The organism is Streptomyces sp. NPDC087844 (assembly GCF_044742785.1).
Lineage (GTDB): Bacteria > Actinomycetota > Actinomycetes > Streptomycetales > Streptomycetaceae > Streptomyces.
The window spans coordinates 116,145-130,241 of record NZ_JBIUVD010000023.1 but is presented as its reverse complement, the minus strand read 5'-3'; the positions used below and the strand labels follow the sequence as shown (position 1 = coordinate 130,241).

Below are 14,097 nucleotides of genomic sequence, written 5' to 3'. Positions count from 1 at the left end.
GCGCGGGGAACGGCGCAATCTTTTAGGGGCGCGGGGAACGGCGCGGCCAGCCACGGCGAGCCCCGCAGACAACACACACCCCAGGCTCACCGCAAGGCATCAGCCACCTCCCGCGCCGCATCGACAACCCGCGGCCCCACCCGCTCAGGCACAGCATCCGCAAGCATCACCACCCCCACACTCCCCTCCACCCCCGTCACACCGATCAGCGCCGCCGCGGCCCCACTCGCACCGGCCTCCAGCTCGCCATGCGTAAGGGTGCAGCCGAGCTCACCGTCCACGCCCCCGGCCCGCGCCGCGAGGATCGCCTTTCCGGCGGCTCCCCGCTCCAGCGGATGCCGGAACCCCGCGCGGTAGGCCACGTGGTAGTCGGTCCACGTCGGCTCGACCACGGCGACCGCGAGCGCCTCCGTGCCGTCGACCAGCGTGAGATGGGCGGTCGCCCCGATGTCCTCGGCCAGCGACCGCAGCGCGGGCAGCGCGGCCTCGCGGACCAGCGGGTGCACCTGCCGGCCGAGTCGCAGCACACCTAGCCCGACCCGGGCACGGCCGCCCAGGTCACGGCGTACGAGGGCGTGCTGTTCAAGCGTGGCGAGCAACCGGTACACAACGGTCCGGTTGACTCCGAGTTTGTTGGACAGCTCGGTGACGGTCAGACCGTGGTCGGTGTCGGCGAGCAGCTTGAGGACACGCAGTCCCCGGTCGAGCGTCTGGGAGGTTTCCGCGGTCACGACGCCCACTCCTTAGTGGTGAGAGTCGGCGACCCCCTACGTGGCGGACGCGTCACCGGTCCCATCGGCGACGCGCGTCAGAGGCCGCCGGTCGGCTGCGTCCCGGGTACTCCGGGGCGGGCACCGGCTGCGCTCCGCGGCGGCGCTGCCACGGGGCGTGTGCATAGCGGGGACAGTAGCGAGCTGGTTCGCTCAGCGGAAGGCTCCGTCCAGAATCCGGTCATGCGCAGGTACGGACCGTTCCTGGTTACCCGCGGTTTGATCCACTTTTGGCCGTGTCTGAGCCGTGTCTGAGCAGCTCGGGCCACCCGGCGTACACCACCCCTGCACGGAGCGCACACGCACGCGAGCGCCGGTGCCGGCAAGGCACCGGCGCTCGTGTCGGCGTACCGGCGCGTGGGTCGCGGCATGCGGACGCGCGCATGCCCTGACGCGCGTCAGGTCGCGTCGGTCAGCGCATACGGGTCGCCCACTCCTGCACCTTCTCGATCCGCTGGCGCAACTGCCCGGCGGTCGCCTCCGCGCTCGGCGGGCCGCCGCAGACGCGTCGCAGCTCGGTGTGGATCACGCCGTGGGGCTTACCGCTCTGGTGGACGTACGCGCCGACCATCGTGTTGAGCTTCTTCCGCAGCTCCAGCATCTCCTTGTGGGAGACCACGGGGCGGCGCTCGGCGGGCAGTTCGAGAAGGTCGGCCTCGTCGTCCGGCTTCTTGCGGCTGTGCGCGATCTGCCGGGCCTGCCGCTTCTGCAGCAGGAGCTGCACCTGGTCGGGCTCCAGCAGCCCCGGAATTCCGAGGTAGTCCTGCTCCTCCGCGCTTCCCGGATGGGCCTGCATGCCGAACTCGGCGCCGTCGTAGAGGACCCGGTCGAAGACGGCCTCGGACTCCAGCGCCTCGAAGGAGAACTGTTCCTGCTCGCCGGTGTCCTCGTCCTGCTCCTTGTTCGCCTCCTCCATCTCCTTCTCGGATTCGGCGTACGGGTCCTCCTCGCTCTCCTTCTTGGGCTTGTCGAGGGCGTGGTCGCGCTCGACCTCCATCTCGTTGGCGAAGGTGAGGAGGTCGGGGACGGTCGGCAGGAAGACGGAGGCGGTCTCGCCGCGCCGCCGGGACCGTACGAAGCGGCCGACGGCCTGGGCGAAGAAGAGAGGGGTGGAGATGGTGGTCGCGTACACGCCCACGGCGAGGCGCGGTACGTCGACGCCCTCGGACACCATCCGGACGGCGACCATCCAGCGGTCGTCACTCGCCGCGAAGTCGTCGATCCGGTTGGACGCGCCGGTGTCGTCGGACAGGACGAGGGTGGCCTTGTTGCCGGTGATCTCACGGATGAGCTTGGCGTAGGCGCGGGCGGAGTCCTGGTCGGAGGCGATGACGAGGGCGCCGGCGTCCGGGATGCCCTTGCGTACCTCGGTCAGCCGCTGGTCGGCGGCGCGCAGCACGCTGGGCATCCACTCGCCGCGCGGGTCGAGGGCGGTGCGCCAGGCCTGGCTGACGGCGTCCTTGGTCATCGGCTCGCCGAGCCGGGCGGCGATCTCGTCCCCCGCCTTCGTACGCCAGCGCATGTTGCCGCTGTAGGAGAGGAAGATGACGGGCCGAACGACGTGGTCGGCCAGCGCGTTCCCGTAGCCGTAGGTGTAGTCGGCGGAGGAGCGGCGGATTCCGTCGTTGCCCTCCTCGTACGCGACGAAGGGGATGGGGTTCGTGTCGGAGCGGAACGGCGTACCGGTGAGGGCGAGCCGGCGGGTGGCGGGCTCGAAGGCCTCCAGGCACGCCTCGCCCCAGGACTTGGAGTCACCGGCGTGGTGGATCTCGTCGAGGATGACGAGGGTCTTGCGCTGCTCACAGCGGTTGCGGTGCAGCATGGGCCGCACGCCGACACCGGCGTAGGTCACGGCGACGCCCTGGTACTCCTTGCTGAGCGGGCCCGCGCTGTACTCGGGATCCAGCTTGATCCCTATCCGCGCGGCCGCCTCCGCCCACTGCTTCTTCAGATGCTCGGTCGGCGCGACCACGGTCACCTGCTGCACGACATGGTGGTGCAGCAGCCATGACGCGAGCGTCAGCGCGAAGGTCGTCTTGCCGGCGCCGGGCGTGGCGACGGCGAGGAAGTCACGCGGCTGCTCCTGGAGGTACCGCTCCATCGCCCCTTGCTGCCAGGCACGCAGCTTGTTGGCGGTGCCCCAGGGGGCCCGCCCGGGAAACGCGGGCGACAGGTGGTGCGAGGACGCGGCGCTGGCGGCAGTGGCGGCGGTGGTAGTCACGGTCTCCGTGGGGTGGTCGAGCGGCTCGGTTACGTATGACGACGGCTGCGTATGACAACCGGGCCACCCTACCGGCGCCCCATGAACGTCAACGCGCGGACGACGCGGGATCACTCTTGGATGGGACTCAGGTCACAGAGTTCTTGTGTATCACTTGGTATCGGCCCGCAGCCGTGTGGTCACCCACGCCCCCGCCAACGCCACCCCCGCCATCGGCAGGAAGACCGCCACGAACGCGGCCGGATGCCCGCCGGAGGCCTGGGTGGCCGTGTGGGTGACCGTGCCGCCACCGAGCGCCGCGAAGGCCGCGCCGCCCGCGGCGAGGAGCACGACGTTGGCGAGGCCGTCGGACATCTGCAGGGCGGCGGAGTTGTTGCCGGCCTGGCCGGGCGCGGAGAGCTGGAGCAGGAGGACGCTGCTGGAGGAGATCACCAGGCCCATGCCGAAGCAGCCGAACGCCCAGGCCACCGCCACCGTCCACACCGGCACCCCGTCGATCAGCACGGTCGGCGCGGCGGCTATGGAGGCCGCGGTCAGCACCATGCCCAGCATCATCAGCCGCTCCCGGTACGGCTCCACGCGCGCCCTCGCCTGCACGAAGGACCCCAGCGCCCAGGTGCCGCCGCCGGCCGCCAGCGAGAACCCGGCCAGCGTCGGCGACAGCCCGCGCTCGGTGACCAGCATCAGCGGCACGAAGGACTCCGCCGCGATGAAGGAGCCCGCCGCCACCCCACGAAGCAGCACCACGGACGGCAGCCCGCGCGCCGCCAGGTAGGTGCCTCGCGGCAGCAGCCCGAGCACGGCGGGGACGAGCAGCGCGGCCCCCGCCACACCTGGGGCCAGGGACAGCCACCGCAGGTCCTGGGCGGCGTACTGCAGGAGGCCGGCGCCCGCGGAGATGGCGAGGGCCAGCCGGATGCGCCGCCGGTCGAAGGGCGCGGGAAGGGTCCCCTCCTCCGGCCCGGACGCCCGCCTGCGTATCTGCGGCAGCGCGAGGGCCAGCGGCAGGAGGACCAGCACCGGTACGCCGACGAAGACCCAGCGCCAGCCGAGGTGCTCGGTCACCGCGCCGGAGGCGAGGGGGCCGACTATGGACGGAACCACCCAGCTCGCCGCGAACGCCGCCATGATCGACGGGCGCAGCCGCGCCGGGTAGGCCCGTCCCACGACCACGTACAGCGCGACGATCACCAGTCCGCCGCCCAGGCCCTGTACGGCCCGGCCGAGGATGAACAGCCACATGGCCCCGGCCGTCCCGGACAGCAGCAGCCCCGCCGCGAAGGCCGTTATCCCCGCGGTGAGCGACCCCAGCGGGCCGGACCGGTCGGACCACTGCCCGGCCAGCACCATGCCGAACAGGCTCGTCGTGAAGTACCCGGAGAACGCGAACGCGTACAACGAGATCCCGTCGAGCTCCCGGGCCGCCACCGGCATGGCCGTCCCGACGGCCGTCGCCTCGAAGGCGATCAGCAGCACGACGGACACGATCCCGATGCTCAGCGCCCGGTGGGAACGGCCGAGGACGCTGTCCGGGGCGACGGTTTCGATCGGTGCGCTCGGGGTGGCGGCGACGCCGGTGTCGCCCGGTTCCAGGGAGGTCATGCTCGCCAGGGTAAGGGGCAAGAATGACATTGACCCCTGTCGAAAGACGGCCCTGACCTGAGACCTTGGCCGTACGACCCCGCCCGCCCCTCCCTTTGTGAACGCGGCATGGCAGTCCCGTTGCAGCCCCCACGAACCCCTTGGTCACCTCCGCCCCCGGGCCGTACGGTCGATACAACGAGTCCGGGACAAACGGACTCAAGCTTGGCCGTGTGCCCGAGTGGCTTAGGGACTCGCCTGCAAAGCGAGGCACGTGGGTTCAATTCCCGCCACGGCCTCAACTGGCCTGACCAGGCGGAACGAAAAGGCGGCATCTCCTGAGGGATGCCGCCCCTTCGTTCGTCCGTCTCAGTCGGCCTGCCCGAACGCCGGCTCCAACGCCGGCCGGAGTACACCGGTCGGGTGAGCGTGCCGCGTCAGCGGTCGCGCAGTTTGCGGGCCGGGAGGGCTACGACGGCCGCTGCCTTGAGGGTCTCCTCGTCGTTGGCGAAGGCGGCCAGGGTCTCGTTGTCGTCGAGGTCGCCGCCGGGCCACGGGCGCGTGGTGAGGATGAGGCACGCGCAGCCGCGCTCCGCGACGGCGCTGAGCCACTGCGCCGAGGGGACGATCTGGGCGTTGATCTGCGGCATGGTGAGGACGATCGACCCGTCCACGACGAGCAGGCTGATCGGCAGGGACGGGCGGGTGGAGGCGTCGACGAGACCCTCCTCCGTGGAGAGCCCGGAGTTGTGCAGCAACTGCGCGACGGACGCCGACGAGCCCTCCGGACCCTGCTCGCCGTCCCCGAGGGAGCAGGCGAGGATGTAGGGGACGCTGCCCTGGGGCGTCGCACGGCTCCAGGACATGGCCACGAGCGTGCCCAGTGCGGCGGAGCGCACCGGGCGCGCTTCTGTTGAGTTCGAGGTCATCGGGGAACCGTAGCGACGCCACGCGGCACCACCGGCGCACGTTCACCCGACCGGGCGATACCCCTCGGCAGCTCCACCCGAACGAAGGATGAGGAAACCCTTCGAGGTCACAGCACCCCGCCCGCCTCGTCCTCGAACATCTGCGTCCAGTAGTGCCGGTTGCCCTCTGTCCCGCCCGTCGGGTCGACCGTCGACAGGGTCTGCGTCATCGTCGTGGCGAGTTGGTCGTAGGCCTCCTCCGTCAGTTCGTGGGACAGGGACTCGTCGATCGTGCGCTCGCGGTGCAGCAGCCACAGGGTGAAGGCCAGGGTCGAGACATCCGCGTTCAGGGCGTACAGCGTGGCGTCGGGCTCACGCCAGTCGAGGATCGCGCCCGTCTCGCCGTCGACGACCAGGCTGTTGTCCTCGACCAGGTGGCCAAGGCGTATCAGGTGGTCCGCGTCTCGCGGGAGTTGGTCGGGCGTGAACACGTCCGGGCGCTGGTCCTCGTAGTACTCGGCGAGCGTCGGCAGCGGCACGTCCGTGTCCAGCTGGAACAGGAAGCCGTCCTCGGGCAGGCCCGTGTCGCGCAGGAAGTGCCGCGTCGGCTCGTGCGCCAGCGCCGCGGGGAAGTCGACGTCCTCGAAGCGCACCACCCGGCCGTGCCCGAACTCCTGGTCCAGCAGGCGCGCGGGGAGGTCGAGGGTCAGCGCGGAGTCGGTCGGCGAGCCCGCGACGAGGGCCATCGGGCGGATCAGCGCCGCCATCCTCCAGAAAGGCGGGACCTCGCCGTCGACGCCCTCCTCGAAGAGCGCCAGCAACTGCCGCGACATCGCGCTGACGGCTTTCGGGCCGAACCGGCCCTCGTAGAACGCGAACTGGCCACTCCGTGCGGACATCTCGTCCGTCGCCGTCACGAAGTCCGTCAGCGTCCGGAGCGAGGGCGCGAGCGGGACGCGGTCCATCAGGTCGGGACGGTCGTGGAGGAAGAACGTGGTGGACACCTCGCCCGTCGCTCCGTCGAGCAGGACCGACTCCGCGCCCGTGCCGGCGGGGTCCCGCAGCGCGCCGATCACCAACTGGTCGCGCAGTCCGGGCGGGAGAGCGGCCGGGTCTCCCGTCGAGTCCCCCACCGTCCGCAGTCCGTCCTCGCGCAGGGTCTCGAAGGTCAACAGGCCGCTGTCGCCCGGCAGTCCGGGCCCCGTCAGCCATCGCCGTGTCGGTGCGTGCGTGACGTACGGGCCCAGTGCGTCCTCGTGCAGAGTGATCCTCTCGGCGCCAACTCCAACTCCAACTCCAACTTCGACTCCGACTGCGACGCGGATGCCAGTGCCGGTGTCCGTCGTGCTCATCGTTCCCCCGTGGATCGTTGTTCACAGTCCCCCGGCAGGACCGGGCCGGGCGGCACACAGCCATACACGCATGACACGCACGCAGGCATGCCGCCACGCACACCAAGGCATCCGGACGCGCCTCGAAACACCCGGAAAACGGCCCGCCGCCCAGCGGTCCTCCCCCACTGACCAGAACACTACCGGGCACCACTGACAACGCCCCGGAAATGCCCCGCGAACGCCCTGACCAGCGGATTCTCGTGACTTTTCGACGGCCTCTTCTTCGCCCGGTACCGCAGCCGGAGTTGGGCCTCCGCCTCGCTCCGCGGGCCGGCGTCGGGCTCGTACTCCGTGCGGCCGGTGACGATCATTCGCCGGAACACGTCACCCCGTACGCGCGCGGCCCGTGGCGGTCTCTCGGTCGCGCACGTGCGGGGCTACGTGGACTTTCCGGCAGCCATGACGCCGGTGATCAGGATCACGCCGGCCGGCATCGGCATAGGCCGACCCGGGCCGGCCTATGTCCGGAAGGAGTCGTGCCGCGTCACTGCGTCGCCGTCACCACGGCCGCCTGGGGCCTTATCGGCAGCCGGTTCACCGGGCGTCCCGTGGCCGCCCGTACCGCGGACGCGACGGCCGCGGGGGACGTGACGACCGGTACGGCGCTGACGGCCTTCGCTCCGAAGGGCGCGACCACGTCACGCTCCTCGACGAGCTTGACGATGCGGATGTCGGGGGCGTCGAGGGCGGTCGGCAGCGAGTACCCGGTGAGGTCGGGGTGGCGGACGAGCCCGCGCGCGGTGCGCAGGTTCTCCGTGAGGGCGGCGCCGATGCCCTGGGTGACACCGGCCTCGATACGGGCGGTGAGCTGCGCGGGGTTCAGGATGCGGCCCACGTCCTGGGCGAGCGCCAGTTCGACCACGCGCACCGAGCCCAGCTCGATGTCCACGTCCACCACCGCGCGGATCGCGCAGAAGGCGAGGCCCACGAAGGCGTCGCCCTGGCCCGCGCCGTCCAGCGGCTCGGTGGGGTGCGGGCGGCACTGCGCGGTCGCCCACAGCTCCTTGCCGTCCATCGCCTCGGCGACGGTCGTCGACAGCACACCGTCGTACGAGGTGATCTTGCCATCGGCGATCTGGAGCAGCTCGGTGGACATACCGAACTTGTGCGCCAGGGGCTGCAGCAGCTGCGTACGGACCATCTTGGCGGCCCGTTCGACGGCGCCGCCGGACACCCAGGTGTGGCGGCCACGGGCGCTGGGGCCCGCCGGGGGCTGGTCGGTGTCCACGGAGGCCACGTGGACCTCTTCGATGCCGAGCGTCTCCTGGACGATCTGCCGGGCCAGCGTGGTGAAGCCCTGGCCGGTCTCCACGGCCGCGCAGAGCACGGTGGCGATGCCGTCGTGGACCTTCACGGTGGCCGTCGAGACCTCGTCCGTACCCTCGGCGCCGAGCATGTGGACCATACCCAGGGCGTAGCCGACGCCCCGCCGTACGGCGCCGGGTTCACCGGCGCCCTCGGGGCCGCCGGGGAGCAGCCACTCGTCCTCGGGGGTGTCCTTGGGGAGGGCGGGCAGCGGGTAGTCCTGGACGGCCTGCAGCAGTTCGGCCACGGGGGCCGGGCAGGTGACCGTCTGGCCGGTCGGCAGGACGTCCCCGGTGGCCAGTACGTTGCGCAGGCGCAGGTCGGCCGGGTCGAGGCCGAGCTTCTTCGCCAGCTTGTCCATCTGGGCCTCGTAGGCGGCGCAGACCTGCATGGCGCCCTCGCCGCGTACGTGTCCTGAGGGCGGGTTGTTGGTGCGTACGGCCCAGCCCTCGATGAAGGCGTTCGGGACGACGTACGGGCCGCAGGCGAAGGAGACGGCGGCGGCGAGGGCCTCCGACGAGGTGTCCGCGTACGCGCCCGCGTCGAGGAGGATCTGCGCCTCGACCTTGATCAGCCTGCCTTCGGCGTCCGCGTGGTGGCGGTAGCGCAGCAGCGTGGGGTGCCGGTGGACGTGTCCGAGGAAGGATTCTTCGCGTGTCGCGGTCAGTTTGACCGGGCATCCGGTCTTGAGGGCGAGCAGCCCGAGGGGGAGCTGGAAGCCCTGGTCCTCGCGGTCGGCGGTGGCGCCGGGCACGCCGGTGACGACGACCTTCACGCGCTCCGGTTCCAGCCCGTAGCAGGCGGCGGCCGTGTCGCGGTCGGTGTGCGGGTCGGTCGAGGCCACGTAGAGCTCGACCCCGCCGTCGGGGCGGGGCACGGCGAGGCCGGCCTCCGCGCCGATCGGGGCCGGGTCCTGGCGGCCGATGCGGTAGAGGCCCTCGACGACGATGTCGCCGGCCGCGTCCGGGTCGCCGTGGCGCAGCGGGATGTGACGGATGAGGTTGCCGTCGGGGTGCAGGGGTTCGGCTTCGAAGGCCTGCTCCGGGTCGGTCACCGGGTCGAGGATCTCGTACTCGACGATGACGGCCGCGGCGGCCATGCGCGCGGTGTCGGGGTGGTCGGCGGCGACGGCCGCGATGGCCTCTCCGTGGTGGCGTACGACGTCGGAGGCGAACACCGGCCGGTCGGGTTTGCCGCGGCCGAGCAGCGCGGTGCCTGGCACGTCCTCGTGGGTGATGACGGCCCGTACGCCGGGCATCTCGCGCGCGTGGGTGGTGTCGACGGACAGGATGCGCGCGTGCGGGTGCGGTGATCTCAGGACGGCCGCCCACAGGAGGCCCTCGGCCCACAGGTCCGCCGCGTACGGGAAGGTGCCCTCCGTCTTGGCGCGGGCCTCCGCGGACGGCAGGGACACGCCGAGACCGTGCGGCGGCGGTTCCGGCGCGGTGCCGGGCTGCGCGGTGGTCGCGGTGGCGGTGTCGTTGCTCACGCCTGGCCTCCGTCCTGGCCGTACGGCTGCTCGTGGGACTGGTTGGAGTGGTTGGAGTGGTTGGACTGATGGGGCTCGAACGCGGACGGGTTGACGCCTCCGGCGCCGGGGCCCGCCTGGTGCGGGATACGGGCCTCGTCGCCGTCTCCGGAGTGCTCGGCGGACGCGTGGGCCTCGCGCTCGGCCACGACGTCGCGTACGGCGTCCAGGACGCCCCGGTAGCCGGAGCAGCGGCACAGGTTGCCGCACAGGGCCTGGCGGGTCTCCAGGTCGGTCGGCGCCGGGTTGCCCTCAAGGAGGTCGTGCACGGTCATCGCCATGCCCGGGATGCAGAAGCCGCACTGCACGGCACCGCACTTGGCGAGGGCCCGCTGGACGTCCGAGGGCTGCCCGTCGGCGGCGAGGCCCTCGACGGTGCGCACCTCGCTCCCCGCGGCGGTCACGCCGGGCACCAGGCAGGACGCGACGAGCCGGCCGTCCACCTGGACGTTGCAGGCGCCGCACTCGCCCTGCGAGCAGCCGTCCTTGGCGCCCGCGAGGCCGAGGCGCTCGCGCAGTACGTACAGCAGCGATTCGCCGATCCAGGCGTCCGTCACGGGCCGCTCGACGCCGTTCACCCGCAGGACGTACGAGGCCAGGGGGTGGTCGTTGTGCGGGGCGATGCCCTGGGAGTCGTCGGACCCGGACCCGGACCCGGACTCGTCGACGGCGGCACCGGTGTCCGCGAAGGACGCGGCGGGGACGGCGTCCGCGATCTCTTCGCCTGGCTCCTCCGTGGAGGCCGTTTCCCGCTCGCCCGCGGGGTCGTCCGCGAATTCCTGGTGGTCGTGGCGGGACACGGCCCCGGCCGGTTCCTCGTGGTCGCCGTCGCGGCCCGTGTCGCGCTCCACGGAGACGGCGATCTCGTCGGCGTGCGCTCCGGAGACGTCGATGATCTCGGCGGCGCCGTGCTCGGCGGGGGCGTGGGACCCGCTCCCGTCGGCGGGCGGCTGCTCGGCCGGCTGCTGGGCCCACGGCTCGTTGGCCCAGGGCGCCGCCGCCCCGCCCGGCAGCGTGGCGGGCGGACTGCCGCCCCACTGCTCGACCAGCGAGGACGTGGTGAACTCACCCGACTCGTCCGGCAGATCACCGTCGGCGACCGGGATGGACCACTGTCCGGTGACGTCCTGACCCGAGAGGTCGTGGCCCGTCCCGTCGTGTCCGGGCGGGCCCTGGTCGCCCGGTGCGGGCTGGTCGAAGTCCCACTGGCCGGTGGCCCCGGGGTTGTACGCGAACTGGTCCTGGGGGGCCTGCCGGTGCTCTTCGGGGAGGGCGTTCGGGTCGGGCCACCGTACGTCCTGATGCTGCCCGGGGCCGGCCGCCTCGGGCGGTGCGCCCCAGGAGCCGGTGGATGCCGGGTCGTTCTCCGCACCCGTACCGGGCGCGACCGTTATCGGCGGCGGTACGTAGCCGTGGCCGGGCGCGGCGAGCGGCGAGTCCGCGAGGAGGGCGTCGATGCCCCCTTCGGGGAGCTTGACGAAGGCGGTGGCGCCGTCGTCGTAGTCGCCCTGGGGCAGCGGGTCCCAGCGGCTGCCCGCGCGGGGCGCGCCCTCACCGTGCTGATCTCCGTGCTGGTCGTCGGTCACGACAGTGCCCTCCCCAGTGCTCGTCGGGCCAGCGCGGCGACGGTACGCCGCAGGTGCAGTACGGCGGGCGGCAGTGCCTGGACGGAACCGTCCTCCTCGGGGGCCGGATCGGGGATGCAGGCCGCGGCGACGTACTCGCCGAAGGCGGCCAGCGCCTCGGGCACGATCGCGCGGTTGTTGTCCCAGTCGATCAGTGAGGCGACCCACTGCTCGGCGTCCAGGGGCCTCAGCGGCATCGGCGCTATGGCACCCACGGCGCACCGCACCCCGCGCCTGGCGGGGTCGAGGACGAGCGACACGGAGGCGATGGCGCGCCCGGGGCCGGTGCGTCCGGTCGCCTTCAGGAAGACCTGCGGCGCGTGCAGCAGCGGCACGCGCACGTACCCGATGAGTTCGCCGCCGCGGAGCATCTCCATGCCCGCGAGCAGGTGCGACACGGGGATCTCACGGCGGGCGCCGCCCGGGCAGGCGATGATGAGGGTCGCTTCCAGCGCGGCCAGCACCGGGAGCGCGTCCCCGGTGGGCGACGCCGAGGCGATGTTGCCGCCCAGGGTGCCCGCGTTGCGGATCTGCGGAGGTCCGGCGGCCCTCGCGGCGGCCGCGAGGGCCGGGATGAGGGCGGCGAAGTCGGGGCGCCCCATACGGGCGTGGGTGAGGCCGGCGCCGAGGAGCGCGTGGCCGTCCTGGTACTGCCAGCCGCGGATCTCGCTGATCCGGCCGAGGCCGACGAGTGCGGCGGGCCTCAGCTGCCCCGAGTTGACGGCGGCCATGAGGTCGGTGCCCCCGGCCACGGGAACGGCCGCGGGCATGGCTGCGAGCGCCGCCACGGCCTCGTCCAGTGAGGCGGGCAGCGTCACGGCGTGCGCCGCCTGCGGTGCGTGCGTGGTCAAACCGGCTGCCCCTTCCCGCTGCCCCACCTGGTCCCACCTGTGTTGCCGTACGGTACGTGCTGACAGGGCGGACGTGGCAACTCTGGCACATCTTCCCGGTTCCCCGACGCGGGGGTCCGCTAGGAGGCATTCCTACCCGCCACCAGCGGATGGTCCGTTTTCGCACCACTCGCCCGTCAGGGCCAATTGGCGGTTTTCGTTGCCCCTTGGGTGTCTTTCTCCTCAGGGGTCACCGTCCCAGGGTGCCGCGTCGGACGACACCCTCCGGGAGCCGCCTCACACGTTCGGGGGCGGTCCCTCGATCGGGCGTCCGAGCACTCCGGGGCGCCGCTGCCACGGCAACGGCCCGGCGGGCGGCCGGTAGGCGACTCCCAGGGCGTCAAGGCGCGCGTAGTGCGCGGTCATTCGCTCCTCGAAATCCGCGAAGTCGCGTTCCGCGGGCGGAGGCAGGGCGCTCCAGGCGACCTCCGCGAAGGCCACGAGCCGCGGGAAGGCCTGGTAGTCCACGCGGGCCCGGTCCTCCATCACCTCGGTCCACAGGTTGGCCTGGGTGCCCAGCACGTGCCGCGCCTGAGCGGGGGTCAGTTCCGGTGGAACGGGCTCGAAGCGGTAGACGTCCTCCAGAGTGCGCACGAAGCCGATGGGCACCGGCTCGTCGGGGCCCTCGGCCTGCCGGTGGTCCAGATACACCTGCTGCTCGGGGCACATGACGACGTCGTGTCCTGCTTGTGCGGCCGTGATGCCGCCCTGGTAGCCGCGCCACGAGGAGACGGCGGCGCCCGGGGCGAGCCCGCCCTCCAGGATCTCGTCCCAGCCGATCAGCCGGCGTCCTCGCGCGCTCAGCCAGTCGTCGAAGTGGCGGATGAACCAGGACTGCAGTTCGTCCTCGTCCGCGAGGCCCAGTTCGGTGATCCGCGCCTGTGCCGCGGGGGACGCCTTCCACTGATCCTTGGCGCACTCGTCGCCGCCGACGTGGATGAACTCCGAGGGGAACAGGCCGAGGAGTTCCTCGAAGACGCCCTCGTAGAAGCGAAGGGCGTTGTCAGTGGGGGCGAGTACGTTTTTGGAGACGCCCCAGGTGTCCCAGACGGAGAGGGAGTGCGTGTCGATGACATCGGTGTTGCCGAGTTCCGGATATGCGGCGATGGCGGCCTGCGAGTGCCCCGGGATGTCGATTTCGGGGACGACGGCGATATGCCGTTCGGCGGCGTACGCGACGATCTCGCGGATGTCGTCCTGGGTGTAGAAGCCCCCGTGCGGCTTCTCCTCCCAGTGGGGCGAGGCACGATGACCGAATTTGGTGCGTGCCCGCCATGATCCGGTCTCCGTGAGCTTCGGATACCGCTTGATCTCGATACGCCAGCCCTGGTCGTCGGTGAGGTGGAAGTGGAAGACGTTCAGCTTGTGCGCGGCCATCAGGTCGAGTTGGCGCAGGACGCCGTCCTTCGGCATGAAGTGCCGCGAGACGTCGAGCATCAGACCGCGCCAGCCGAATCGTGGTGCGTCCTCGATGGTCCGGTTCGGGACGACGTAGGTGACGCCCGGTCGGACGGGTGCCCGTCGGAAGGCTTCAGGGCCGATGAGCTGACGCAGTGTCTGGGCTCCCCAGAACACTCCGGCGCCGCTCCCGCCGCGGATCTCGATGCCGTTCTCGGCGTCGGCTTCGAGTACGTACGCCTCGGGTCGCAATGTCCCGTCGATACGCAACCGCAGGGAGCCGGAGGCGTTTTCCGCACCGGCCGCGCTTTCGGTACCGGGCGGCAGCGAAAGTCCCAGGGCCGCGCCGAGGGTGAGGCGCAGCCAGCGTTCGGTGGTGCCGGTACCGGGGCCGGCCCACAGGGTGGTGCCCGCGTCGAGCGGTACGCCCGGTCCCCCTGGCTCCCGTACCGAGCGGGGCGCCGGGATCACACCGGC

The 14,097-nt window shown here is 71.9% G+C and carries 9 protein-coding genes and 1 tRNA gene; 1 reads left to right on the top strand and 9 read right to left on the bottom strand.

Annotation, left to right across the window (positions count from 1 at the left end; genetic code table 11):
- Positions 1-86 precede the first annotated feature (86 nt).
- The 3 genes from ACIOKD_RS34030 to ACIOKD_RS34020 all read right to left on the bottom strand — a co-directional run bounded on the left by ACIOKD_RS34030 (position 87) and on the right by ACIOKD_RS34020 (position 4,593).
- Complete coding sequence (locus ACIOKD_RS34030; RefSeq protein WP_402091700.1) at positions 87-731, bottom strand: IclR family transcriptional regulator; 645 nt, start codon at positions 729-731, stop codon at positions 87-89.
- A gap of 451 nt (positions 732-1,182) precedes the next feature.
- Positions 1,183-2,991, bottom strand: coding sequence for a DEAD/DEAH box helicase (locus ACIOKD_RS34025; RefSeq protein ID WP_402091698.1), 1,809 nt, complete (start codon positions 2,989-2,991; stop codon positions 1,183-1,185).
- A 150-nt stretch (positions 2,992-3,141) separates the two neighbouring features.
- Positions 3,142-4,593 carry an MFS transporter gene (locus ACIOKD_RS34020; protein ID WP_402091697.1) on the bottom strand — a complete coding sequence of 484 codons (1,452 nt, stop codon included), beginning with the start codon at positions 4,591-4,593 and terminating at the stop codon, positions 3,142-3,144.
- A gap of 206 nt (positions 4,594-4,799) precedes the next feature.
- Here ACIOKD_RS34020 and ACIOKD_RS34015 point away from each other — a divergent pair.
- Positions 4,800-4,871, top strand: a tRNA-Cys gene (locus tag ACIOKD_RS34015).
- Positions 4,872-5,009: 138 nt separating this feature from the next.
- On the opposite strand, the gene ACIOKD_RS34010 is transcribed toward ACIOKD_RS34015, so the two are convergent.
- From ACIOKD_RS34010 to ACIOKD_RS33985, 6 genes are all read right to left on the bottom strand, one after another.
- Positions 5,010-5,501 (bottom strand): DUF5949 family protein, encoded by a 492-nt coding sequence (locus tag ACIOKD_RS34010; protein WP_402091695.1) that lies wholly within the window; start codon positions 5,499-5,501, stop codon positions 5,010-5,012.
- 107 nt (positions 5,502-5,608) lie between these two features.
- Positions 5,609-6,832 (bottom strand): SUKH-4 family immunity protein, encoded by a 1,224-nt coding sequence (locus tag ACIOKD_RS34005; RefSeq protein WP_402091693.1) that lies wholly within the window; start codon positions 6,830-6,832, stop codon positions 5,609-5,611.
- Positions 6,833-7,358: 526 nt separating this feature from the next.
- A complete protein-coding gene (locus ACIOKD_RS34000) occupies positions 7,359-9,668 on the bottom strand; it encodes a xanthine dehydrogenase family protein molybdopterin-binding subunit (RefSeq protein WP_402091692.1) in 2,310 nt (769 codons plus the stop codon).
- Complete coding sequence (locus ACIOKD_RS33995; RefSeq protein ID WP_402091691.1) at positions 9,665-11,293, bottom strand: 2Fe-2S iron-sulfur cluster-binding protein; 1,629 nt, start codon at positions 11,291-11,293, stop codon at positions 9,665-9,667. The genes ACIOKD_RS34000 and ACIOKD_RS33995 overlap by 4 nt, the downstream gene beginning before the upstream one ends.
- The gene (locus ACIOKD_RS33990) at positions 11,290-12,183 is read right to left on the bottom strand and encodes an FAD binding domain-containing protein (RefSeq protein WP_402091690.1); all 894 of its coding nucleotides are present in this window, start codon (positions 12,181-12,183) and stop codon (positions 11,290-11,292) included. The genes ACIOKD_RS33995 and ACIOKD_RS33990 overlap by 4 nt, the downstream gene beginning before the upstream one ends.
- A 276-nt stretch (positions 12,184-12,459) precedes the next feature.
- The gene (locus tag ACIOKD_RS33985; RefSeq protein ID WP_402091760.1) at positions 12,460-14,091 is read right to left on the bottom strand and encodes a beta-N-acetylhexosaminidase; all 1,632 of its coding nucleotides are present in this window, start codon (positions 14,089-14,091) and stop codon (positions 12,460-12,462) included.
- Positions 14,092-14,097: the final 6 nt, after the last annotated feature.

Bases quoted from the DNA above. Each gene is read 5' to 3' on its own strand.
- ACIOKD_RS34020 (WP_402091697.1), bottom strand. From the start codon at position 4,593: ATGACCTCCCTGGAACCGGGCGACACCGGCGTCGCCGCCACCCCGAGC.
- ACIOKD_RS34010 (WP_402091695.1), bottom strand. From the start codon at position 5,501: ATGACCTCGAACTCAACAGAAGCGCGCCCGGTGCGCTCCGCCGCACTG.
- ACIOKD_RS34005 (WP_402091693.1), bottom strand. From the start codon at position 6,832: ATGAGCACGACGGACACCGGCACTGGCATCCGCGTCGCAGTCGGAGTC.